Raw genomic sequence first — 22,388 nt, forward strand, 5'->3', positions numbered from 1 at the left:
ATTACTTTCTTTTTCGCAAGGTGAGTTTGAAATAGCGATAAATTTATCAAAGCCAGTAGTCTGCTGTATCACTAAAGCAAAGAAAGCGGTTATAGATGTTTTTTATAAGTGTTAAATTGCTTATATAGTTGTCACTTACGTAAACAACCTCTAGGCTTAAATATGTAAAACTAGGTAAAGTTTTCAAGATAGACTAGTCTCTTTAAGTGGCTGAATAAAATAAAAATAGGGAAGATACATGTTTGGATTAACGAAAGAAAATTTAAAAAGCAGCGCTCTTTTTATCCTCTATATAATGTTGCTACCATGCTTTTCATGGAGTACTAATGCTACTGAGTTAGTTTCCCCCTCAAGTTTAATTATAAAAGCTAAAGGCATGTTAGATGTACGAAATGCCAAAATAGTGTCTCCCGCAACATTAATCATTAAAAATGGCAACATAGAATCTATCAACCCAGACGTTCTCCCTAAAAATCTAGCGATAATAGATTTGAGTAGTCAAATATTATTGCCCGGTCTAATTGATACGCACACGCATATTACCAGTGATTATTTTACGGGTGATGACTGGACTACCGCAATAGCAAAACAAACAGCTGCTGATTGGGCATTACAGGGCGTTAAATTTTCTCGCGATGTGCTTGATGCTGGCTTTACAACCATTCGTGATTTAGGGGCTCAACCTGGTTTTCCTGATGTGGCATTAATGAAAGCGATAAATGCGGGATATGTCGACGGTCCTGATATTTGGCCGGCTGGACACGCTATTTCAATGACGGGCGGACATTGTGATTGGACAGGTTATGCGCCAGGCATTGCCGAATTAGGGCCAAAATCTGGGATAGCAGATGGCGTTGTTGAAGTCATGAAAGCTGTTCGATATTAAGCTAAATATGGCGTCAAAGTAATAAAGGTTTGTGCCACTGGCGGAGTTTTTTCATTTTCACAAAATGCCGAGATTGGTGCACAGCAATATACCTTGGATGAATTGAAAGTCATCGTTCGAGAGGCACATAAATTAGGGTTGAAAGTCGCCGCTCACGCACATGGAACCAAAGGTATAAATGCAGCCGTTATCGCTGGCGTCGATTCAATCGAGCATGGCTCTATTTTGACTGAAAAATCAATCAAACTTATGAAAGAGCGAGGCACATATTTGGTCCCTCAAACTTATCTAAATGAATTTGAGTTACCTCCTGAAACCCCTGCGGCAACAGTAGCCAAAAGTAACTATCTCAAACCTCTAGTAGTAAATAGCTTAACACTTGCCTATAAAGGCGGGGTTAAGATGGCTTTTGGTTCAGATAATGGCGTTTTTCCGCATGTAAATACTGCACTCGAGTTCGAGTCTTTAATACGTCATGGTATTACAGCGGCAGATGCACTGCGTATGGCAACAATTTTTGCTGCTGATCTATTAGGTGTGGAGGACAGAGGTGAGCTTGGGTCAGGAAAGCGAGCCGATATTATCGCCGTTCAGAGCAATCCTCTTGAGAATATTAGCGCGATGAAGAGTGTGACATTCGTGATGAAACAAGGCGTAGTTTATAAACAATAAAGTGGACTTTCATTGAAGGAAAGTAGCGTTTTAGGCTCATTTTAACGTTATTAATGACATCATACTCGGTCAATTAAATCGTCTAAACGCCATTAAATTGAGTTCAAAGTCAGCTTTGAACTCATGCCTCTTAGCCATCTGCAGAAGTTTTATTTTTATATTTTAGTAAATGCTTTATGATCTTGTATTAAGAGTGAGCAAAAGGTATTTTATACAAAATTTACATCTTTTTGAAATAAACTGAAAGTAAGTTAAACAGGCTGTCGGAATAACATTTTGGCATTCGACACAGTCTTAAATTGATACCTTTATATGACTCAACCAACATACACAGTAGAGCTAAAAAATAATATCGTTGTGGCGAAAATTTCAGGCGACTGGAATATACACGCTGACATTGGTTATTTAACACTACTCGATGAAACTATCTCTCGGGTAAGAAATGATCGATGGGCTTTATTTGCTGATCTTCGCGGTTGGCGAGTTTCTGAGGAAGTGATTAATTTCAAACACAATCGAATAATCCAGTTAGCGAGAAAAAACCAGCAAATAGAATGTTGGCTAGTAGATGATATAGACCAAGGAAAACACATACAGCATCATATTGATAATGCAGGTGTTCCTTTACATAAATTTAACCACAGAGAAGACGCAGAAAAATTGCTCGTTGAGAACGAGTTTTACCTTTAAATAAATTCAAACTGAACTAATTACTATACCGCCTTCAAGGTTCGCTTCCTCTCAAAAGTGTTACTTATCGCTTTTAGTTTATTGAGCAGCGTCAATTGAAAAGTTTGGCCATCTTAGGCTAAATCTAATGACCCACCGATATTGCGTTTTTTATCCTTTATTATTTGCAACTTGAATTGTTTGATTAAAAAAATTCTCAGTAGTGTAGAATTAGCTAAAGCCTAATTGAGAGAAATTATAGTTATGAATTCAACGTGTCAGATATCACTAATTAATCAACCGATACTTGCCGATTGGCAGCGTGAAAAGTTAGTTCAAATTCACGAAGGTAAAGTTTATATTTATCTTCCCGTATCCGATAAATTTCCTTTACAAAGCATTCAAAAAGCTGCGCGTAGTATCGAAAAAATGGGCGTAGACACTGCTACCTTGGTTGGTGAGTTATGGAGGGAAGATACGCAATGGGCATTTGCTTTAGGCTTTACCTGTGCTGAAAAATTAACATCGGTTGAGTTTACCGGTGAAAAATCATGTGTTGATTCTTTAAATAACAAATTGGCTGTTTTTGGATGGGCACGAGATTTAACTAACCAAACGCCAACGCAATTACCTCCTGAAAGCTTGGCGAAATCGGCTATTGATTATATCACGGCACAAGCTCCTGATAAGGTTACCGCTAAGGTGATAGCAGGAGAAGCATTAGAAAAAGAGGGTTGGGTTGGTATTTATAACGTAGGTAAAGGGAGTATTCATCCGCCTTGTTTGCTTGAATTAGATTTTAATCCGAGTAAAGATGAGAAGACACCTGTTTCAACTTGTTTAGTCGGCAAAGGCATTACCTTTGATAGCGGTGGTTACAGCATCAAATCGAATGCAGGCATGTTTAATATGAAAGCAGATATGGGTGGTGCGGCGGTTGTTGCTGGAGCATTGGCTCTAGCGATTCGTCAAGGACTGAATCAACGCGTTAAGCTAATTTTATGTTGTGCGGAAAATATGATCTCCAGTCATGCCTATAAGCTGAGTGATATTTTAACCTATAAAAATGGGGTGACTTGTGAAGTCGCTAATACGGACGCCGAAGGCCGTATTGTTTTAGCCGATGGACTATTATTAGCGGCAGAAAGTGAGCCTGCAATGATCATTGATGCAGCAACCTTGACCGGTGCATCAGTCATGGCAACAGGAGGCGATTATTCAGCCTTGTTTTCACTCGACCAAAAGTTAGCTGAGCAAGCTAAGCTTACTGCAAAAGCGGTAAACGAACCTTTATGGCAACTACCTTTAGAGATTTGGCATCAAGAAAAATGTCCGTCAGAATTTGCTGATACGGCAAATAGTCGACCTATTCCTGGCGGTGGCCCAGGAGGGGCAAGTAATGCCGCAGGTTTTTTATCGCGTTTTGTCCCCAATGACGGAAAGGGTTGGCTACACTTTGATTTATCAGCGGCTTATAACGGTAACAGTAATGGGCTATGGGCAGCAGGAGCCACAGGGTTAGGTATTGCGACAATAGCGAACTTACTAACGAGTGAGCCATCTAAATAAGCGATACTCATTATTAACAAAAAAGAGCGCAAATCGCGCTCTTTTTAGTTTATTTATCATCTTCAACCTTGTTTTTACATGGCACTTGATTGTTCGACAACAAAGCTTTCTAACCAATTACGGGCACTATAAATATCACTAAAGACATGAAAAGTGAGATTGCAGCCTTGGTATATTCGACGTAATTGCATTTGTTGCAGGTCGGCAGAGCTACTTTCTAAAATCACGGTAGCATTGGCGATCATGCCTTTTTTCATTCGATATTTTGTGACTTCAATTAAGGCTTGTTCTGCTTCTGGTGAGAACACGCTATTTCCATAAAAAGTCACTAATAATCCCCATGTTTTTCCTGAAAATTTTTCACATGCATCGTACATGTCTTGAATGTAAAGATCGGCAGTTAGTTCATTGAAGGGGCCATGGGCATCTACGACTAAAATGTTATCTTGTGGTTGTATAGTGTAATTGCCATGTTCTGCAAATTGCATGTGTTATCTCCTGCCGTTTTAGGGATAATACAGATAGCAATTTTTTCAGTGCCTGCCAAGTAAGCAGATTTATCAAAAGAAGCAAATTTTTAAACGCTTAATAATCAGGGAGTTATTTTTGTACTATCGAGCAAGAATAGCAGGTCGTTTTAAACTGGATTTTACAAGGGGAAATAATATCTGCGGTTACTTCCAACCAAGTTTTTCTTCAAAATCGCTATCTAACGTTTTAGCAAAATGTTTTGCTTCGATAGCGGCTTCTTCTAATAACTTATCTTCCTCAGTTTCTGGAATATAGGGATCCACTTTTACGGGGTAACCCGTTTCGTCTGTTGCTAAAAAGGTGATAAAACAACGATTGGTAATAATAATGTTGTCTTCTTTTGGGTAGCCAGCCCGAACCACTACATATATGTGCATGCTTGTTTTACCCGTATGTACGATACGTGCAGTCACAGTGATCATTTGACCAACTAAAATAGGGCGAATAAACCGAATACCATTTGCAGAAATAGTCACACAATAGCGTTTACTCCATTGAGCTGCGCAAGCATATGATGCTTGATCAATCCATTTCATCACCATGCCACCGTGCACTTTTCCACCAAAATTTACATCGGTTGGCTCCGCAAGAAATCTAAACTCAACAATATTACTATTTTTCATGGTTTAACCTTAGAGGGGTTTTGCTTGATTATAGTAAAAATCAAAAGGTTAGCTAATTTAATAGGTAGGAAAATAAAAAGGCTTCAATAAATGAAGCCTTGATTGTTGATTTTGATTGTTTAACGCGCTTATGGTTGGCTTATTTCCCACACACTTACTGAGCCTGAGATTTCATTACCAACAATTAACATAGCATTTGATGTCGCCGTGGCAGGAATAAAAGACATGCCTTCTGGGGCTAAATCGCCAGTAATTTCTGCTTCTTCAGTCGTTCCTCGGTTGATAAAATAATCAACAAAGCTTACGTTAAATGGGTTAGTAATGTCGTAAATCATGATACCTGACATTCTTTCTAAACCAATAAACGCATAGGTATTTTCACCAATTTTTCCAATGGTAAGCGCTTCAGGCTCAGCACCTTTTGCATCAGAACGAGTATCTCCTTCGTTAGTATCTTCGTCGTTATTAAAAGCTTGTCCGTGAATGGCCGCGGTTATTTTGCCAACGTCATCACCTGAATCAAAAACGATATTGCCATTTTGATCCCAAATTGAAAACGAGCGCGCACCGTACGTGTATAGTTGGTCATAATCACCATCGCCATCGATATCCCCTTTGACCATAGAGACTTTTAGTCTACCAATATCATCGTCGTCATTATTTACCTGTGAAAAAGCAATAGGATCTAAAGGTAAATCTTCAACGCGGCTTTCATCGATATAGGCAAGACAACCGTTATCTTCATCATAATCAAGGCCGCCTTTTGCAGTACAATCAGCTTCAGAGCTTGCGTCAAAGAAATATTCTCGGCCATCTCCTTCATTAGCACTGATAATAAAATTCGCATCTTGCCATGTGAACGTTGCAATAGTGTCTGGTTGATACATGCCATATAAATTTTGATAGGTTTTGAAATTGATACCACCATCTTTATCTGATGCATCTATTTGATAATTAGACCAGTCCTTAAACCCTAAGCCTTTTACTTCTTCTAATGTATTGGTGGCTAAATTAACAATTGCGATTGCGTTATTTTCTTGAATTGAAACAAATGCTGTTTGGCTGTCTGATGAAATAGCCACGTATTCAGGCTCAAGATCCATCGCAACGGTAGTATTAATTAATTGGCCATTGATTGTTCTACCTGAGGGATTAGCGAACATAACGCCTTGTGAAATAAGTTCCGCTTTTTTATCATTAAATGCAGTAAAATCAAGGTTTATTGCCGTATCTGAAATAACACCATCGTTAATATCGATTATAGAGATGCTACCTTCAGGATCTATCGTATAATCGCCACTTGGCTCACCTTCATTGGCAACAACTACTTTAGTACCATCTTTTGAAAATGTTACCATATCGGGTAGATGACCCACTTGTACATTTTTGATAAAGCTTGGTGTTGCACCAGAAATATCATAAAAGGCGATAAAGCCTAAATCGCCTGTTTCTTCAGCCGCCATCGCAACAGCCATCATATTTAGGGTATTTGAGATAGCGACACTATTAGCATCACCCGCAGTGTTAACTGATAAATCTAATTGCATGACTGACGTCATATTTGTGTTAGTAACGACACCTTCACTGTCTTTGGTCAAAGCCGCAGGGTCAATATTGTTTAAGTCTAAGACATCAACCGTGGCTTTCTCCCCTGAACTATTAATGGCGTAAATCCAACCAGTTGATTGTTGATATTGTACTATTTCAGCGGCACCTTCAGGTGACTCAACATTTAATACGGCACGAGCCACAAGTGACGACGTTAAAGAGTTCGTGGCGTTTTTACCGTCTTCGCCAGCAACCCCTTGTTCGCCTTGCGTTCCCTGTTCGCCGGTTAAACCTGTTGAACCAGTTGCACCGTCTTTGCCATCATCACCATCACAAGCAGTGAGAGACACAAGTAATAAACCTGCTAAAGATATATTTTTAAGTGTTATCATTATTTTACCATTAAGTGAGTCGAATTATTTTTCAATACTTTATGGCATGTTTGTGACAAAAATTTTGCGCAGAGATGACAGTATAGTGACGTATCGATGACAACAATTAGTCATTTCGTTATGCGTTAATACACCGTTTAAATAAGTAGAACGACATTACTGTCTCGTTAAATGTATGGAACTTCTGCTATAAGCCCTTAAAATAAAAGTATGAAACAGATAAAGTAAATTTACATGCCAACGCCTTTACCTATTGATAACCTCAAAGCTAAATTTCTGAGTAGTTTGAAATTACATCGCACATTGATTTTATCCGCCGAACCTGGAGCGGGTAAGTCCACTCGACTACCGTTATGGTTATTAGCAGAGCAATCTGAATTGCCGGAGTTGTCACAACGTAAAATCTATTTACTACAACCAAGGCGTGTTGCGGCAAAAAATATTGCGACCTATTTAGCTAGTCAATTAGGAGAAACCGTTGGAAAACGTGTCGGTTATCGGCTCCGTAATGAAAGTAAGGTGTCTGATTATACTCGTTTAGAAGTGATCACCGAAGGCGTCTTCGTGCAAATTATGCAAGCGGATCCTGAATTAACCAATACGTCATTAGTGATCTTTGATGAATTTCATGAGCGTTCATTGCAAGCGGATCTAGCATTTGCTCTAGCTCGCGATATTCAACAGGGGTTACGAGAAGATTTAACTTTATTGTTAATGTCAGCAACGTTAGCTAGTGATGAATTAGCAAATGCTTTACCTGATGCCGTCTGTTTACATACCCAAGGTCGCAGTTTTCCCGTTACTCTTGAATATCAGCCAATTAAAAATAATCAGCCTTGGCGAGAACAAATACTTGCAGTGATCTTGCAAACACTGAAAATGCATGATGGCTCAATGTTAGTTTTTTTGCCAGGTAGCGGCGATATCCGTTACCTTGCTTCGGCATTAAATAAGAGAGCGAATGATACGTTAATCATTTGTCCGCTTTATGGTGACCTTAGCCTTGTTGAACAACAACAAGCGATTAAACCATGCCAAGCCAATGTTAGGAAAATTGTCCTCACCACTAATATAGCTGAAACAAGCTTAACCATTGAAGGCATTAATATTGTTATCGACTCTGGTCTTGAAAAAGTAGCCCTTTATGATGAAAGCACGTTAACCAATAAATTAACACAGCGAAATATCGCTAAATCTTCTGCGATACAACGAATGGGCAGGGCAGGACGATTATCGTCGGGTCACTGTATTCGATTATTTGATGAAGAAGAGTTTCATCGACGAGCAATGCAAAATGGTCTCGCTATTCATCAAGCGGATATTTTGCCTGTTGTGATTGAAGCCGCACGTTGGCAAGTCAGCCGTTTAAAAGACATGCCATTTTTAGATCTTCCCAATGAAATAATGGAGGAGCAAGCTTGGCAAACATTAAAAAATATTGACGTTGTCGACGACAAAAGGCAGTTAACCCGTCATGGACAACAAGTTGTTAACTTATCCTGTCATGCACGGTTTGCGCATATGATTATTCAAGCAAAGTCGCTTGAAAAAAAATATCACTGTCAAGGACTGGCTTATCTCGCTTGTATCTTAGCGGCATTATTAGAAGAGCGAGATGTTTTTTCAATTGAGCAAGCGCGCGACAATAGCGATATTGTGCAACGGGTACGTTTTATTCTTTCAAAAACTCAAAATTATAAAGCGCGGCAAATAATGCGACAAGCCAATAAACTCGCTGAAAACATATCAATTGAATTAGGCAATTCGCAGCAAATAGAAAAGTTACCGCTTGATAATCTAGGTTTACTGGTTTATTTAGCGTACCCAGAAAGGTTATTAAAAAGAAGAAATGATCAGGGGGATTACTTAGCCAGTAATGGTAAAGGCATTAAATTAGCATTTGCTGATGCGTTAAACAACGAAGAGTATTTAGTGGCTGCCCATGTCACTCAGTTTCAGCAGCAACTGCAATTACGTATTGCTGCTATTGTTGATATTGAACAGCTTCTAGCCTGGTCTTTGGTAAAAACTAGCATGCACGAACATCTTACGTTTGATGAAAAGTCAGGACGAATTTTGGCGGTGAATCAGCAGAAAATAGGTGCCATTCTTCTTAAAGAAAAACCAGATAAATCGCTAATTAGTGGAGAAAAAATTTTTGCTTTATGGCAAGCGCAATTACGCAAAAATGGCCTGTCTTTATTAAACTGGCAATCTGAAGATAAAAACTTATGGTTACGATGGCAATGGCTTAACTTAACGTTTAGTGAATTGAAACTTCCTGACGTAAGTGAGCGTTCACTTATTGAAAGGTCGTCGTTATGGTTACAACCTTTCATTAGCGATATAACCCATCGTGCTCAAATTGCAAAGTTGAATGTCTCAGAAATGCTATTAACTTTGCTTGATTATCAACAGCAACAACAATTGAATACCTATGCTCCGAGTTATTACGTGGGTCCAACGGGAAGAAAATGTGCCATCCGTTATAGCCTTGAACAAGCGCCAATTGTTTCTTTACCAATGCAAGAAGTTTATGGTTTAAAAATAACGCCAACGGTTGGCGGAAACAGTGCTAAGGTAAATTTAACTTTTGAACTGCTTTCTCCTGCACAAAGGCCTATTCAAGTGACTGCTGATTTAGCAGGCTTTTGGCAAGGGAGTTATAAAGCAGTACAAAAAGACATGAAGGCTCAATACCCGAAGCATTACTGGCCTGATGATCCTGCTAGTGCTCAACCAACAAACAAAACCAAAAGGCATATGAAAGCGCCTTAACGTGGTTTACAATGGTTTTTTTAGCTTATTTAACGTATTAAAATTTTATGACTTTACTTATCACCTATTTAGCGATTGCCATTGGTGTTTCATTTTTATGTTCCATTCTAGAAGCGGTTTTATTATCGGTTACGCCGAGTTTTGTTGAAAAAACGCTAAAACAACGACCGTTAGGTGGCAAGGTGCTCAAAACGGTTAAAAAAAATATTGATAAGTCTATTTCAAGTATTTTGATTTTAAACACTTTTGCTCACACTATGGGGGCTGCTGGGGTAGGTGCACAAGCGATAAGAGTGTTTGGCGAAGAAAAAGAAACCTTAATTGCATTCTTACTAACGTTAGCCATTTTATATCTATCAGAAATCATTCCAAAAACCATTGGCGCTAAGTTCTGGCGTAAATTAGCGATTCCTTCTGCCTATATCATCAGCTTTTTAGTGAAAGTTGTTTATCCGTTGGTATGGTTCTCATCTTTGGTAACTCGGTTATTTAATAACGGTAAATCGGATGTTGTGAGTCGTGATGAAATCAGAGCTTTCGCTGCGTTAGGGCATAAAGATGGCTCTTTATATCATCAAGAAAATCAGTTGGTTGAAAATATTTTAACTTTGCGAGAAATGAAAGTTATCAATATTTTAACGCCTCGAAGTGTTGTACATGCGCTTGATCAACAAACGTCTGTGACTGATGCTTTGGCTGCTGAGAAAACCGCAAATTTTACCCGTATTCCTGTTTTTGACCAAACGGTTGATAATATTGTTGGTGTGGTATTAAAAGCCCATTTATTTCAAATAGAATTGCAAGGAAAGGGAGAGCAACCTATACAATCAATTATGTTGCCAATCCATCGGGTGTCAGAAAACTTACCCGTATTATTGTTACTCGATATTTTTATTAAACGTAATGATCATATTTTTCTTGTTGAAGACCAATTTGGTCAAACCGCTGGTCTAGTGACACTTGAAGATGCAATAGAAACCTTACTTGGGCGTGAAATCGTCGATGAAAGTGATCAAGTCGTTGATATGCAGAAGTTAGCGAAAGCACAATTTCGACAACGTTTAAAATCTAATAATGTAAAAGTGTCTGAAGAGCATTCATCAGAAAAAGAATAACGAGGCATTGGTGTCAGAAAAACAGAAAACGCCTACAGAAGGTAATAAAAAACAAGCGTCTAAATTAAAGTGGGCGCTTGTATTGTCCGCAAAACTTACCTTCATTTTACTCATTTTATTAGCATTTTATACCTTGTATCTTGATGCGAAAGTGGTTGAAAAGTTTGAAGGACAACGCTGGCAAGTTCCGGTACAAGTGTTTGGCAAGGTCGAACGTTTTCACTTAGGCGATGAAATTAATTTAACTCGCTTGAAAGATAACTTGTTACTTACGGGATATCGACATACTAATGCGGTTAAAAAGCCGGGCGATTTTGCCATTTCTAAAAAACGCATCATTATATATCGTCGTGCTTTTGACTTTGGCGCAGGTGTTGAAGCGCCTGATATCGTCACTATCGATGTCAAATTAAAAGGTCAAATTCAAGAAGTAAGTCAATTATATCTTGATAATCAAACTACTAATTATGTTGAAATTGAACCTTATTTAATGGGGCGAATCATCCCCGAAAATAAAGAAGATCGCGTGTTGATCCCTTTGCAATCGGTTCCCGAAAAACTACTCGATACTTTGTTAATTGTTGAAGACAGAGACTTTTATTTTCATGCTGGTATTTCCCCGCTGGGTATTTTACGAGCACTTTATAATAATTTAAAAGCGGGAAGAACCGTGCAAGGGGGGAGTACTTTAACGCAGCAATTAGTCAAGAATATGTATCTAACGCGCGATAAAACACTGTGGCGAAAAGTGAATGAAGCTATCATGTCGCTGTTGTTAGAGTATCGATACAGTAAAGATCAATTACTCGAAGCTTATATAAATGAAGTTTACTTAGGACAGCATTTTGCCAATGGTATATATGGCTTTGGTTTGGCTGCAGAATTTTATTTTGGCGAAAATATCGCGCAACTTAGCAATGCACAAATGGCGACGTTAATAGGGGTGATAAAAGGACCGAGTTATTATGATCCTTGGCGCTATCCTGAGCGCACTAAAAAACGACGAGATTTAGTGCTGAAGTTGATGTTTAAAGAAGAATATATGTCGAAAGAGGATTACTTATTAGCGTTAGAAACACCTCTTGAAATTAGAACGTCACGTCGATTGGCACCCAAAAAACAGAAATTTCCCGCTTATTTGCAATTAGTTAAAAAAGAATTATCTGAGTTGCTTTCACCAGCTTTACAACAATCGGGCATACGAGTTTTTACCACCTTTTCAGTGTCTGAACAAATCGCTTTAGAAAAAACAGTTAATAAACAATTGATTGAACTAGCGAAGAAAAATGAACACGATCTGCAAGTCGCTATGATATTAACCGATATTAAAAGCGGTGAAATTAAAGCACTCGTTGGGGATAAAAAAAGTGGCTACGCTGGATTTAATCGTGCATTAAATGCTAAGCGACCGATTGGCTCTTTAATTAAACCCGCTATTTATCTTGCCGCATTAGAGCGTTATCAACAATATCAGTTAGGCACATTACTCGATGATAAAGCATTAAGTTTTGATTTAAACGACGGTGAAGTCTGGCGACCTAAAAATTATGATGGAGAGTATCGTGGCAAAGTCTCTATTTTTACAAGTTTAGTTAAATCATTAAATATACCTACGATTAATTTGGGGATGGCATTAGGTTTAGATAATGTCGCTGATATTATTCATTTATTAGGGTATAGCGATGATATTACTTTAAGACCTTCGTTATTACTTGGGTCGATTAATATGTCGCCTTATCAAGTAAATCAGCTATATTTGCCTATCGCTAATCAAGGTGAGCATGTGCAAAGCCATGTAGTTGAGTCAGTCATTTCAGCGCAGGGTGAAACGCTCTTTCAACATGTGGTTGAATCTACTCCATATTTTTCTGTACAAGCGAGTTATTTAACCGATTTTATGTTAACGCAAGTCACACAACAGGGCACCGCAAGATCGCTCAGTTGGCGATTAAAAAATAAAGTAGTCGCCGGTAAAACCGGAACGACTAATGATCAACGTGATAGTTGGTTTGTTGGTTATGATGCAAAACATATGGTCACAACATGGTTAGGACGAGATGACAATAAAGCGACTGATTTTACTGGCAGTAGTGGTGCACTGACCTTATTTGCCGAATATTTACAGCAAATTGGTGTCGTGAACAAACAAATAGCACAGCCAACAGGTGTCAAACTTGTAGCATTTGACCAAGCAACTGGGCACGCCTTAGAAGTTGCGTGTAACAATGCCATTCTCTATCCCGCTATTTACGAAGGCTTAAAATTAAGCGATTCATGCAAGCAGCATAAAACAGAACAAACTAAAGAGCCTTCGTGGTTTGAAAAACTATTTGGCGGGTAAAATAACCCGCCATGCGATTATTTATTATAATAAATAATAATCATTTGCATCTGTCATGTTGAGTTTGCATGAGCTTTCAAAATAAATAGATTTTTGCTGAGGTAACTGCCTTATTTACCTTGTAAAAAATAGGGGTTTTCTTTATGATCAGAAAAATTTTTTGTCGTTAGTTTCATTTGAACAAAAAAGAACCGGTGTGTGTGTGGCACTGATTTAGTTTTCGTAAACAACGAACATGTTTAAATAAAATAATAATTGGAGATGTTGGATGAGCAATACGCCCGTGAATAACGGCCGTCGACGCTTTTTAACTGCTGCTACTTCGGTAGTTGGTGGTGTTGGTGTTGTCGGTGTGGCAGTGCCTTTCATTGGATCTTGGAACCCAAGTGCGCGTGCGAAAGCTGCCGGGGCTCCCGTAGAAATCAATGTAGGTAAATTACAGCCTGGTCAATTAATTCGTGCTGAATGGCGCGGTAAACCCGTCTATGTGATACGTCGTACGGAAGAAACGTTAAACGCTTTAGCCAATCACGAAGATCAATTACGTGATCCACAATCTGCGGAACCTCAACAGCCTGAATATGCAGCCAATGCATACCGTTCTATCAAACCTGAATATATGGTGGCGCTAGGTGTATGTACTCACTTGGGTTGTGCTCCAACATATCATCAAGGTACTTTTGAAGAACAAGTTGAAGGTGTTAAAGACGGTTTCTTCTGCCCATGTCATGGTTCAAAATTTGATATGGCTGGTCGTGTATTCCAAGGTGTTCCTGCTCCTACTAACTTAGTAGTGCCAGAGCATTCATTCCCAACTGAAACCACCGTCTTAATTGGTGTTGGTCAAGGAGAAGCGTAATGTTTGCAAATTTTATGGCTTGGATTGACAAGCGTTTACCCGTAACAGATTGTTGGAATAAGCATTTAGCACAATATCCAGCACCTAAAAACTTTAACTTTTGGTATTTCTTTGGCTCGTTAGCCATGTTGGTTTTAGTCAACCAAATTTTAACGGGTATTTGGTTAACCATGAACTATGAGCCTTCAGGCGAAGGCGCTTTTGCATCAATCGAATACATCATGCGTGATGTTGATTACGGTTGGTTGTTACGTTATATGCATTCAACAGGGGCTTCGGCATTCTTTATTGTTGTATATATGCATATGTTCCGCGGCATGATGTATGGTTCTTATCAAAAACCACGTGAATTATTGTGGATTTTTGGCATGTTAATCTTCTTAGTATTGATGGCTGAAGCCTTTATGGGTTACTTATTACCTTGGGGTAATATGAGTTATTGGGGAGCACAAGTCATTATATCGCTCTTTGGTGCTATCCCTGTCATTGGTGAAGAATTAACGATATGGATCAAAGGTGACTATGTAATCTCTGGTGCCACACTTAACCGTTTCTTTGCATTACATGTAGTTGCGCTTCCACTGGTATTGGTTGTGTTAGTTTTCTTACATATTTTAGCCTTACATGAAGTGGGTTCTAATAACCCTGAAGGGACTGATATTAAGAAACCTAAAGGTAGTGTTAAACCGGAAGAACTTAGTAAGTTTAAATTCCATAAACATTATTCTGATAAATACGATATTGTCGACGCGATACCGTTCCATCCATACTATTCGGTTAAAGATATTATGGGTGTGGTTGGTTTCTTAATATTATTCTGTTGGGTGATGTTCTTTGCTCCAGAAGGTGGTGGTTACTTTATTGAGGCGCCAAACTTTGAACCTGCAAATGGTTTGAAAACGCCAGAGCATATTGTTCCAGTATGGTATTTTGGACCTTTCTTTACCATTTTACGTGTTATTCCTGACAAATTACTAGGGATGATCACCATGTTCGCAGCGATCGGTATGTTATTCGCCTTACCATGGTTTGATCGTGGTGCCGTTAAAGCACTTAAGTATCGTAGTAAAGTACATTTCTTAAACCTAACTCAGTTTGCTATTTGTTTTATCGTGTTAGGTATTTTAGGTACTATGCCGGCAACTGATTTAGCTAATTTAATCGGTCGAATTGCCACTTTTGGATATTTTGGATTTTTCGTAGCACTTTGGTTCTACAGTAAAAATGAAAAAACTAAGCCAGTACCAGAGAGGGTTTCAGGATAATGAAAAAGTTACTTATTACAATTTTAGCTTTAGTTCCTTTGATGGCTTCTGCTGCTGGTCCTAGCATGGCTTTGGACAAAGCAAATAACGATTTATCTGATAAAGAGTCACTAAAACGTGGTTTTGAGTCATACTTAAATTATTGTTTAGGTTGTCACCAGTTACAATATCAACGATACAACCGTACTTTCGCCGATTTAGGAATCGATGAAAAAGAAGGTGTTGAAAAATGGATGCCAACCGGTGAAAAACCTGGTGATCATATTACTAACACTATGCCAGCAAAAGAAGCTGCAGCATGGTTTGGTACTGCGCCACCAGATTTAACCTTAGAAGCTCGTTTTAGAAGTCCTGATTATATTTATACTTATTTACGTACGTTTTACGAAGATAGTAACCGTCCGTTCGGTGTAAATAACAAAGTCTTCAAAGATGTTGGTATGCCACATGTATTACAAGACCTTCAAGGGGTAAGAACAATAGATGAGCATGGTGAGTTATCTTCAGCAAAAGGCGGTAGTATGACTGCTGAAGAATATGACGCTTTTGTTCGTGACCTTGTTAATTTTCTTGAATATGTTGGTGAGCCAAATAAACTGGAACGTGAAGCACTTGGTTACTGGGTAATTGGTTTCCTATTGATCTTGTTTATTCTTTCTTACTTACTGAAAAAAGAGTATTGGAGAGATGTACACTAATTTTAAATTAGTGTCATAATTTTTTCTGGGGGCATTTGCCCCCATTGTTAGTTTTTTAATCGTAGAATTTTGGAGGCAAAATGGCCGTAGCTGCAAACAAACGCTCAGTGATGAATTTATATTCTCATGCAGATGATATGTATAGCCACCAAACACGTATTGTGTTGGCGGAGAAAGGCGTTGGTGTAGATATTCACTTGGTTGATATGGCGAATTTGCCAGAAGATTTAATTGACTTAAATCCATATGGAACAGTACCAACATTAATTGATCGTGAATTAGCATTATATGAAGCATCAATTATCATTGAATATTTGGATGAGCGTTTTCCTCATCCGCCATTGATGCCGGTATACCCTGTTTCTCGTGGACGTAGTCGTTTAATGATGCATCGTGTTGAGCAAGACTGGTATAGCTTAGCTAAGATCATTTTGAATGGTCCAGCAGATAAAGCAGATAAAGCACGACAAGAATTAAAAGAAAGCTTATTAAGTGTTGCGCCTATTTTAAACGAAGCGCCTTACTTTATGAGTGAAGAATTTAGTTTAGTTGATTGTTATTTAGCACCGTTATTATGGCGTTTACCGGTATTAGGAATTGAGTTAGATGGACAAGGGTCTAAAGAACTTAAAACTTATATGCTTAAATTATTTGAACGTGAGTCATTCCAAGCCTCTTTGACAGAAGCCGAACGTGAATTACGTTTTGGAAATCCGGTTTAATCTCGATGTCTGACGAAATGACATCATCAAAGCCCTATATAGTTAGGGCTTTTTATGACTGGATATCTGATAATCAGCTCACGCCTTATATAGTAGTTGATGTAAATGTTTATGGTGTTTTAGTGCCAATGTCATATGTCAATGACGGTCAAATTACCTTAAATATCTCATCATCTGCCGTGGGAGCAATATCAATGGCTGGCGAACAAATTGCCTTTAGTGCGCGGTTTGGTGGCAAGCTTGAAAATATTGTGGTGCCCTTTGGCGCCGTTGCTGCGATTTTTGCGAAAGAAAATGGTGCCGGCACTACGTTAGCGATAGAGCATCCTGAGGTTGAAGAGTTACCCGAAGAAACAACTCCAGCGCCTTTATCAACGGTAAGCTCCGATGATGATGACAAAGCTCTAGCACCGAAAAGTGCCAGTAAAAGTCGAGCGAGCTTAAAAGTAGTTAAATAAAAAATCCACCTAAGTAAATTAGGTGGATTTTTTTTATGTTCTGCTCATTCTGAGCCACCATGTTGTAAATACCAAGATTCCTTTAATCTAAATATTCAAACATTTTAAATACTTTATTCACACCACTGATATTTCGAGCAACTTCAACGGCAGCATTGGCTTCACTGTTTTTAATTAAGCCCATTAAGAACACTTCCCCATTTTCTGTGACAACTTTAATATTGGTAGCATCAAGCTGATCACTGGCAAATAAAGCTGTTTTTACTTTAGAGGTTAACCAAACATCATTACTTTTGGTGGTAACAGAGACAGTATTGCCAATGCGGATTTGATCGTAGATATGCTCAATCCCTTCAACTTGATTAATGGTTTTAATGGCTAAATCTTTTAAATAGCTATTTGGTGCTTGACCAACAACCAAAACCTTACCGTTGAAACTGACCACTTGTAGGTTAGTATTATCTGAAAGTCCGTTTACTTTCGCTAAATTATTATGAGCAACGAGTTCAATTTTTTGATCATCGACTTGGTTGCCTAAACTGCGATTATCGTTAACAACTGTTGCTCCGCCAATAACTCCTACAACAGCTGCAGCAACACAACCTTGCAAAATAACGGCTGTGGAAGCAATAAAAATAAATTGTTTTAATTTCATGCGGGTTATTCTTCTTGTGGGAAAAGGGTGGTATCAATAATGTCGCATAAACAATGAATGACCACTAAATGCACTTCTTGAATTCGAGCTGTACGTGAAGATGGTACACGGATCTCAACATCGCCTTCGCCTAATAAACCTGCGATATCGCCACCATCTTTACCGGTGAGGGCGATTATCGGCATATCTCGAGCTACGGCGGCTTCAATTGCTTTAATGACGTTACGAGAGTTACCACTGGTTGAAATGGCTAATAACACATCGCCATTATTCCCTAGCGCACGTACTTGCTTTGAAAACACTTCATCAAAGTGATAATCATTGCCTATTGAAGTTAACGTTGAACTGTCGGTGGTTAATGCGATAGCTGGTAAAGGAGGACGTTCAGTTTCATAACGATTTAATAACTCCGCAGAAAAGTGCTGAGCATCGCCGGCAGAGCCGCCATTTCCACAAGCTAAAATTTTATGCCCCGCAAGTAGGCTTTGTACCATCACCATACCCGCTTGTTCAATTGGACTGGCAAGCGCTTCGCTTGCAGCAATTTTAGTTTGAATACTTTCGGTAAAATTGCTTTTAATTCGTTCTAACATAAATGAACTTTGCTCCATATTTTAAGCTGGGTAATTAATTCTATTATAGACTTTAGCTAAAAGCATTTTTTAGCCACTGTATCTTTGGGTTGTTGGCATCGCCTTCAATGGCGACGATGTCAAACCGACAGGCGGTATTATATTCATTTAAGTTTTGCTGTTGTAGGAAAAATGTTGCTGTTTTGATGATTTTTTGTTGTTTTTGTTGGCTAACCGCCGAAATAGCGCCACCAAATTGATTATTCTTACGGTATTTTACTTCAACAAAGACAAAACAGTCGTTTTCTTTCATGATCAAATCAATTTCGCCTTGGCGACTATGAAAATTTTTACTTAATAAGCATAAGCCATTGTCGGTTAAATAACGCTCAGCGTAAAGCTCCCAAAAGTCACCTAACTCTTTGCTGGTTACTTTGCTCATTTGAGTTGCTTGACGGGTTTTATTCTGTTTGTTCCACAGCAATTTCTTGTACCATATCCATTTGGTAACGCCCCCATAATAAACTACGCGTTAATACCGTATTATTGTTTAATTTCAAAATACCCGTTTGCCCATAATGTCTGATATAAGGGTATTGCTTGAACATGTTAAATTTATCAATCAGCGATAAGCTGTCATAACCCATAGCAAATATGCGTTGTAGGCTATCACTTTTGTTGGGCCAAATAGTTTCTGTTAATTGCTTTAACGGTTGATTTTGTTGTTTACTTGGTAAGATCCAAGGCATTTCAGTAAACTGTAATCCTGTTAAATCACGACTATCACTTTTATCGGCGTTATCACTGTGGCTACGTGAACTAGCAAAAATGGGGATTTTTTTCGCAAAAGGACTGATATTTACATCAATGTAAGGTTTTAATAAACGGGTCTCATTGGGGGAGCCAACGACATAGATCATATCTAAATCACGTCTATTTCTTGCTTCTGTTTTAATTTTTTGCCTAATCCGCTTATCAATATTATTAATACGTGTTTGGCTTGTCGAAACACCAAGGCTGTCTTTCAGTTCATTCTGCATGGTTGCGCCATCATTGACATAAACGGTTTCTGGTGTTTTTCCGGTGATTTTATGCCATTGCTTAGCGAATGTTTCAGCGATACGTTTACTGACATTATCTTTTTGACTAAAAATAATAGGATGGTGAAAGTTTTTTTGGCTTAAGGTGGTTGCTGCCTGAATTGCTTCGTCTGCAGGGTTCATTGAAAGCACCATATGTTGATCTTTTAAAGCTTCTTTTGTCGGTGAATTAAATAACAATGTAGGTAAGGTAAGGTCTGGTTGAGCAAGGTATAGATCAACATTTTCTTTTAGCAAAGGGCCAATCACGTAGTTAATTTCTTGAGTTATAAAGGTTTGACTCAGGGTCGTCATATCAAGATGATTGGAATCGATAAAATAAAGTTTCTTGCTTTGATCATTATTATACGCCGATAAAATGCCTTGTTGTGCCGACTCTCCCGCTGCTTTCTGTCTTCCCGAAAGTGGTAGGATAATGGCAATGTTTTGCTGGTGTTCAGCAAAAGTTAATTGTTCGTTCATTAATTGTGGAATTAATGGGTTCGCAGGATGAAGTGGAAATTGCCTTTGCCATTGGGTTAAGTAACGGTTAAAGCTGGTTGAATCATACCCAAAGCGATGAGCAAAGTTTAACAGTTGCTGCCAACCATCGATATGAGGCGGCTGCGCTGAAACGAGTTGTTCAATTTCCCATTGGGATAATTGATTAAGGGCGAGCCAGAGCGTTTCTACATCTATATTCGTGATGTTGGGATGTAACTTAAATGCTCTTAAACGAGCATCTACAGCAGCTAAATTCAACCCTCGTTGGTGTTGAACTTCTGCGAGTGTTTGATAGTAGGTAAGCTGAAAAGACTCTGAAAGCAAATTAACTTGTTCAATTTTTTTAAGGCTTTCTAGTGATAACTCGGGATTATTTGCCAGGAGTAAACTTTGTGCTTTAATTAGCAAAAGTTGTTTTTGCTGAATGTCACTTTCCGTAAGAGGTAGTGTTTGGTCTGCGAGCCATAAAGCTTTGGCTAGTTGATTTTCCTCAATAAAACGAGCACTTGCTGCTATCAATAAATTGATTGACTGTTGAATAGGGGCTTGCTTAGCTTGTCTGAGATATTCTGCTGCGCTGACGGCCTTGTCTTGACGAATTTCAACAGTACTTTCAGTCGGGATCGTTTTTTTTGGGCTGACTTTGTTAGTGGAGCAACTAAACAATGTACTCGTTAGCAAGAATAAGATCAGTAGGGAAAAAGTGCGCTGTGATAATAAATTTTTGTTCACAAAGAAAAGCCCGTAATTTATCTAGTTACTGTATAATAAACGTCATCTTCAATTGGCTCAACACAAGTATAGATAAATGACAGATAAAGCAGAACTTTTAGGTACCTTATATATTGTTGCCACCCCGATTGGTAATTTAGCCGACATTAGTCAACGGGCGTTAGATATCCTTGCAAGCGTCGATATTATTGCCTGTGAAGATACTCGACATACTAAGAAATTATTGTCTGCTTTTTCTATCTCGAATAAAACCTTATCACTGCACGATCATAACGAAAGACAAAAACAAGACTATGTTGCCAGCTTATTGCAAGAAGGTAAAAATATTGCTTTAGTCTCCGATGCAGGTACTCCATTAATCAGTGACCCTGGATTTCATTTAGTTAGGCACTGTCGGAGTTTAGGTTTGAAAGTATCACCTGTACCTGGCGCTTGTGCTGCGATATCAGCATTGTCGGTAGCTGGTTTACCAACAGATAGATTCAGTTTTGAAGGATTTTTACCGTCAAAATCTGGTGCCCGAAAAACGGTTTTACAATCGCTAGAACATGAAGTCAGAACTATGGTGTTTTATGATGCGCCTCGAAGAGCAATTGATACAGTCAAAGATATCGTTGAAACTTTAGGTGGTAATCGATATGTTGTTATCGCAAGAGAGCTGACTAAAACCTTTGAGACAATATACTCTGACATGGCAGAAAATTTACTGACATGGTTAGAGCAAGATCCTAATCAATTAAAGGGTGAAATGGTTTTAATTATTGAAGGCTATAAAGCGGATGTTAATGAAATATCTCCACAAGCCATTGCGACGTTAAAATTATTATTAGCAGAAATGAAGCCTAAAAAAGCGTGTGCCATCACGGCTGAAATTCACGGCATTAAGAAAAATGCTCTTTACGATATAGCATTATCGTTTAAATAACTTATTATCTTGGTTATTAAAGCGAAAATCTTCGCTTAATTGGAAAGAAAAAAACATGGATTTTAGACGAAGATTTTTACATCGTTCATTCAATAAAATTTATATTTTATTATTATTTTTCAGTGGTGTACTCTCTGCTGAGTCAACCAAAAATACATTTAAAATAACAGCTCCAGATATCGCAGCTGTCTTACCTAGCGTTGAAAATACACTGCTTGAGTCCTATCAAAAAATTGGGGTGGATGCTGAAATTGTTCGTTTACCGACGATAAGATCATTAGCAACGGCTAATAACAGCGATTGGGTGGATGCTGAGCTTGTTAGGTCAGCAGAACTCGCTCAAAATTTAATTGACTACATTATGATACCTATTCCTATCTTATCACTCTCAATGAGAAGTTATGGCAATAATGTAAACCAATGTTTTTCAACATGGGAGTCGATAAAGTCTAGCAAAGTTGCTTTTTTAAGAGGTTTTATATCAATTAAGTCTCGTTTAATAAAACATAATATTGAATTTTTGGAAGTAGAGACCAATGAACAGGCTTTGGCAATGTTACAAGCACATCGCGTTGATGTGATTATTATTTCTGAAAAATTACTACCTGAAACAGTAAGATCTCGCCTAGAAAATAATAAAAACCATTGTATGAAAGAATTAGAAGTTATTGAGCTTTATCATTTTATTCGTAAAAGGCATCAAGCGATAGTGCCCCAGCTAACACAGGCCATTAAAGAATCGTTTACAGGGAAAGTTATTAACTAACGACTTTATCTGTTGGCCTTGGTGGTTCT

General features: G+C 38.4%; 19 protein-coding genes and 1 pseudogene. 13 read left to right on the top strand and 7 right to left on the bottom strand.

The annotated features are described in order from the left end of the window. Window positions 1–376: 376 nt before the first annotated feature. The 3 genes and pseudogenes from ABXH06_RS03170 to pepB all read left to right on the top strand — a co-directional run bounded on the left by ABXH06_RS03170 (window position 377) and on the right by pepB (window position 3,796). Window positions 377–1,558 (top strand): annotated as a pseudogene (locus ABXH06_RS03170) (metal-dependent hydrolase family protein). A 312-nt stretch (window positions 1,559–1,870) separates the two neighbouring features. Then, window positions 1,871–2,248, top strand: coding sequence for a hypothetical protein (locus ABXH06_RS03175; protein ID WP_353517270.1), 378 nt, complete (start codon window positions 1,871–1,873; stop codon window positions 2,246–2,248). Window positions 2,249–2,491: 243 nt separating this feature from the next. Beyond that, on the top strand, window positions 2,492–3,796 hold the full coding sequence (pepB, locus tag ABXH06_RS03180; RefSeq protein ID WP_353517271.1) for an aminopeptidase PepB: 1,305 nt from the start codon (window positions 2,492–2,494) through the stop codon (window positions 3,794–3,796). A gap of 74 nt (window positions 3,797–3,870) precedes the next feature. Here pepB and ABXH06_RS03185 read toward each other — a convergent pair whose 3' ends face one another. The 3 genes from ABXH06_RS03185 to ABXH06_RS03195 form a co-directional block, all read right to left on the bottom strand. Next, window positions 3,871–4,284: a hypothetical protein gene (locus ABXH06_RS03185; protein ID WP_353517272.1), complete on the bottom strand. Its 414-nt coding sequence runs from the start codon at window positions 4,282–4,284 to the stop codon at window positions 3,871–3,873. Window positions 4,285–4,470: 186 nt separating this feature from the next. Continuing rightward, entirely contained in the window at window positions 4,471–4,950 is a 480-nt protein-coding gene (locus ABXH06_RS03190) for an acyl-CoA thioesterase (RefSeq protein ID WP_311584353.1), read from the bottom strand. 128 nt (window positions 4,951–5,078) lie between these two features. Then, window positions 5,079–6,890 (bottom strand): choice-of-anchor I family protein, encoded by a 1,812-nt coding sequence (locus ABXH06_RS03195; protein WP_353517273.1) that lies wholly within the window; start codon window positions 6,888–6,890, stop codon window positions 5,079–5,081. Window positions 6,891–7,124: 234 nt separating this feature from the next. Between ABXH06_RS03195 and hrpB the strand changes: the two genes are divergently transcribed. The 8 genes from hrpB (at window position 7,125) to ABXH06_RS03235 (ending at window position 17,126) form a co-directional block, all read left to right on the top strand. Beyond that, window positions 7,125–9,668, top strand: coding sequence for an ATP-dependent helicase HrpB (gene hrpB / locus ABXH06_RS03200; RefSeq protein WP_353517274.1), 2,544 nt, complete (start codon window positions 7,125–7,127; stop codon window positions 9,666–9,668). Window positions 9,669–9,715: 47 nt separating this feature from the next. After that, window positions 9,716–10,783: a CNNM domain-containing protein gene (locus tag ABXH06_RS03205; protein ID WP_353517275.1), complete on the top strand. Its 1,068-nt coding sequence runs from the start codon at window positions 9,716–9,718 to the stop codon at window positions 10,781–10,783. Window positions 10,784–10,793: 10 nt separating this feature from the next. After that, window positions 10,794–13,124 carry a penicillin-binding protein 1B gene (gene mrcB / locus ABXH06_RS03210; RefSeq protein WP_353517276.1) on the top strand — a complete coding sequence of 777 codons (2,331 nt, stop codon included), beginning with the start codon at window positions 10,794–10,796 and terminating at the stop codon, window positions 13,122–13,124. Between the two features lie 268 nt (window positions 13,125–13,392). Further along, on the top strand, window positions 13,393–13,983 hold the full coding sequence (petA, locus tag ABXH06_RS03215) for a ubiquinol-cytochrome c reductase iron-sulfur subunit (protein ID WP_311584340.1): 591 nt from the start codon (window positions 13,393–13,395) through the stop codon (window positions 13,981–13,983). After that, window positions 13,983–15,248: a cytochrome b gene (locus ABXH06_RS03220; protein ID WP_311584337.1), complete on the top strand. Its 1,266-nt coding sequence runs from the start codon at window positions 13,983–13,985 to the stop codon at window positions 15,246–15,248. The genes petA and ABXH06_RS03220 overlap by 1 nt, the downstream gene beginning before the upstream one ends. Continuing rightward, a complete protein-coding gene (locus ABXH06_RS03225; protein WP_311584481.1) occupies window positions 15,245–15,946 on the top strand; it encodes a cytochrome c1 in 702 nt (233 codons plus the stop codon). The genes ABXH06_RS03220 and ABXH06_RS03225 overlap by 4 nt, the downstream gene beginning before the upstream one ends. Window positions 15,947–16,026: 80 nt before the next feature. Continuing rightward, window positions 16,027–16,668 carry a stringent starvation protein SspA gene (gene sspA / locus ABXH06_RS03230; protein WP_311584335.1) on the top strand — a complete coding sequence of 214 codons (642 nt, stop codon included), beginning with the start codon at window positions 16,027–16,029 and terminating at the stop codon, window positions 16,666–16,668. Window positions 16,669–16,673: 5 nt separating this feature from the next. Then, window positions 16,674–17,126 carry a ClpXP protease specificity-enhancing factor gene (locus tag ABXH06_RS03235; RefSeq protein WP_311584332.1) on the top strand — a complete coding sequence of 151 codons (453 nt, stop codon included), beginning with the start codon at window positions 16,674–16,676 and terminating at the stop codon, window positions 17,124–17,126. Window positions 17,127–17,208: 82 nt separating this feature from the next. On the opposite strand, the gene dolP is transcribed toward ABXH06_RS03235, so the two are convergent. From dolP to ABXH06_RS03255, 4 genes are read right to left on the bottom strand one after another with little or no spacing between them, the layout of a single operon-like run. Continuing rightward, window positions 17,209–17,781 carry a division/outer membrane stress-associated lipid-binding lipoprotein gene (gene dolP / locus ABXH06_RS03240; RefSeq protein ID WP_311584329.1) on the bottom strand — a complete coding sequence of 191 codons (573 nt, stop codon included), beginning with the start codon at window positions 17,779–17,781 and terminating at the stop codon, window positions 17,209–17,211. A 5-nt stretch (window positions 17,782–17,786) separates the two neighbouring features. Continuing rightward, a complete protein-coding gene (locus ABXH06_RS03245; RefSeq protein WP_303449478.1) occupies window positions 17,787–18,374 on the bottom strand; it encodes a phosphoheptose isomerase in 588 nt (195 codons plus the stop codon). 52 nt (window positions 18,375–18,426) lie between these two features. Continuing rightward, the gene (locus ABXH06_RS03250) at window positions 18,427–18,795 is read right to left on the bottom strand and encodes a YraN family protein (protein ID WP_353517277.1); all 369 of its coding nucleotides are present in this window, start codon (window positions 18,793–18,795) and stop codon (window positions 18,427–18,429) included. 19 nt (window positions 18,796–18,814) lie between these two features. Beyond that, the gene (locus tag ABXH06_RS03255; protein WP_353517278.1) at window positions 18,815–20,668 is read right to left on the bottom strand and encodes a penicillin-binding protein activator; all 1,854 of its coding nucleotides are present in this window, start codon (window positions 20,666–20,668) and stop codon (window positions 18,815–18,817) included. Between the two features lie 76 nt (window positions 20,669–20,744). On the opposite strand from ABXH06_RS03255, the gene rsmI reads away from it, so the two are divergent. Both rsmI and ABXH06_RS03265 read left to right on the top strand, forming a co-directional pair. Further along, the gene (gene rsmI / locus ABXH06_RS03260) at window positions 20,745–21,593 is read left to right on the top strand and encodes a 16S rRNA (cytidine(1402)-2'-O)-methyltransferase (RefSeq protein ID WP_353517279.1); all 849 of its coding nucleotides are present in this window, start codon (window positions 20,745–20,747) and stop codon (window positions 21,591–21,593) included. A gap of 55 nt (window positions 21,594–21,648) precedes the next feature. Continuing rightward, window positions 21,649–22,359 (top strand): transporter substrate-binding domain-containing protein, encoded by a 711-nt coding sequence (locus ABXH06_RS03265; RefSeq protein ID WP_353517280.1) that lies wholly within the window; start codon window positions 21,649–21,651, stop codon window positions 22,357–22,359. Window positions 22,360–22,388: the final 29 nt, after the last annotated feature.

Source organism: Thalassotalea sp. SU-HH00458 (genome assembly GCF_040362795.1).
GTDB classification, from domain to species: domain Bacteria; phylum Pseudomonadota; class Gammaproteobacteria; order Enterobacterales; family Alteromonadaceae; genus Thalassotalea_H; species Thalassotalea_H castellviae.

Coding starts and splice junctions, on each gene's coding strand:
- ABXH06_RS03175 (WP_353517270.1), top strand. CDS start 1,871: ATGACTCAACCAACATACACAGTAGAGCTAAAAAATAATATCGTTGTG.
- pepB (WP_353517271.1), top strand. CDS start 2,492: ATGAATTCAACGTGTCAGATATCACTAATTAATCAACCGATACTTGCC.
- ABXH06_RS03185 (WP_353517272.1), bottom strand. CDS start 4,284: ATGCAATTTGCAGAACATGGCAATTACACTATACAACCACAAGATAAC.
- ABXH06_RS03190 (WP_311584353.1), bottom strand. CDS start 4,950: ATGAAAAATAGTAATATTGTTGAGTTTAGATTTCTTGCGGAGCCAACC.
- ABXH06_RS03195 (WP_353517273.1), bottom strand. CDS start 6,890: ATGATAACACTTAAAAATATATCTTTAGCAGGTTTATTACTTGTGTCT.
- hrpB (WP_353517274.1), top strand. CDS start 7,125: ATGCCAACGCCTTTACCTATTGATAACCTCAAAGCTAAATTTCTGAGT.
- ABXH06_RS03205 (WP_353517275.1), top strand. CDS start 9,716: ATGACTTTACTTATCACCTATTTAGCGATTGCCATTGGTGTTTCATTT.
- petA (WP_311584340.1), top strand. CDS start 13,393: ATGAGCAATACGCCCGTGAATAACGGCCGTCGACGCTTTTTAACTGCT.
- ABXH06_RS03220 (WP_311584337.1), top strand. CDS start 13,983: ATGTTTGCAAATTTTATGGCTTGGATTGACAAGCGTTTACCCGTAACA.
- sspA (WP_311584335.1), top strand. CDS start 16,027: ATGGCCGTAGCTGCAAACAAACGCTCAGTGATGAATTTATATTCTCAT.
- ABXH06_RS03235 (WP_311584332.1), top strand. CDS start 16,674: ATGTCTGACGAAATGACATCATCAAAGCCCTATATAGTTAGGGCTTTT.
- dolP (WP_311584329.1), bottom strand. CDS start 17,781: ATGAAATTAAAACAATTTATTTTTATTGCTTCCACAGCCGTTATTTTG.
- ABXH06_RS03245 (WP_303449478.1), bottom strand. CDS start 18,374: ATGTTAGAACGAATTAAAAGCAATTTTACCGAAAGTATTCAAACTAAA.
- ABXH06_RS03250 (WP_353517277.1), bottom strand. CDS start 18,795: ATGAGCAAAGTAACCAGCAAAGAGTTAGGTGACTTTTGGGAGCTTTAC.
- rsmI (WP_353517279.1), top strand. CDS start 20,745: ATGACAGATAAAGCAGAACTTTTAGGTACCTTATATATTGTTGCCACC.
- ABXH06_RS03265 (WP_353517280.1), top strand. CDS start 21,649: ATGGATTTTAGACGAAGATTTTTACATCGTTCATTCAATAAAATTTAT.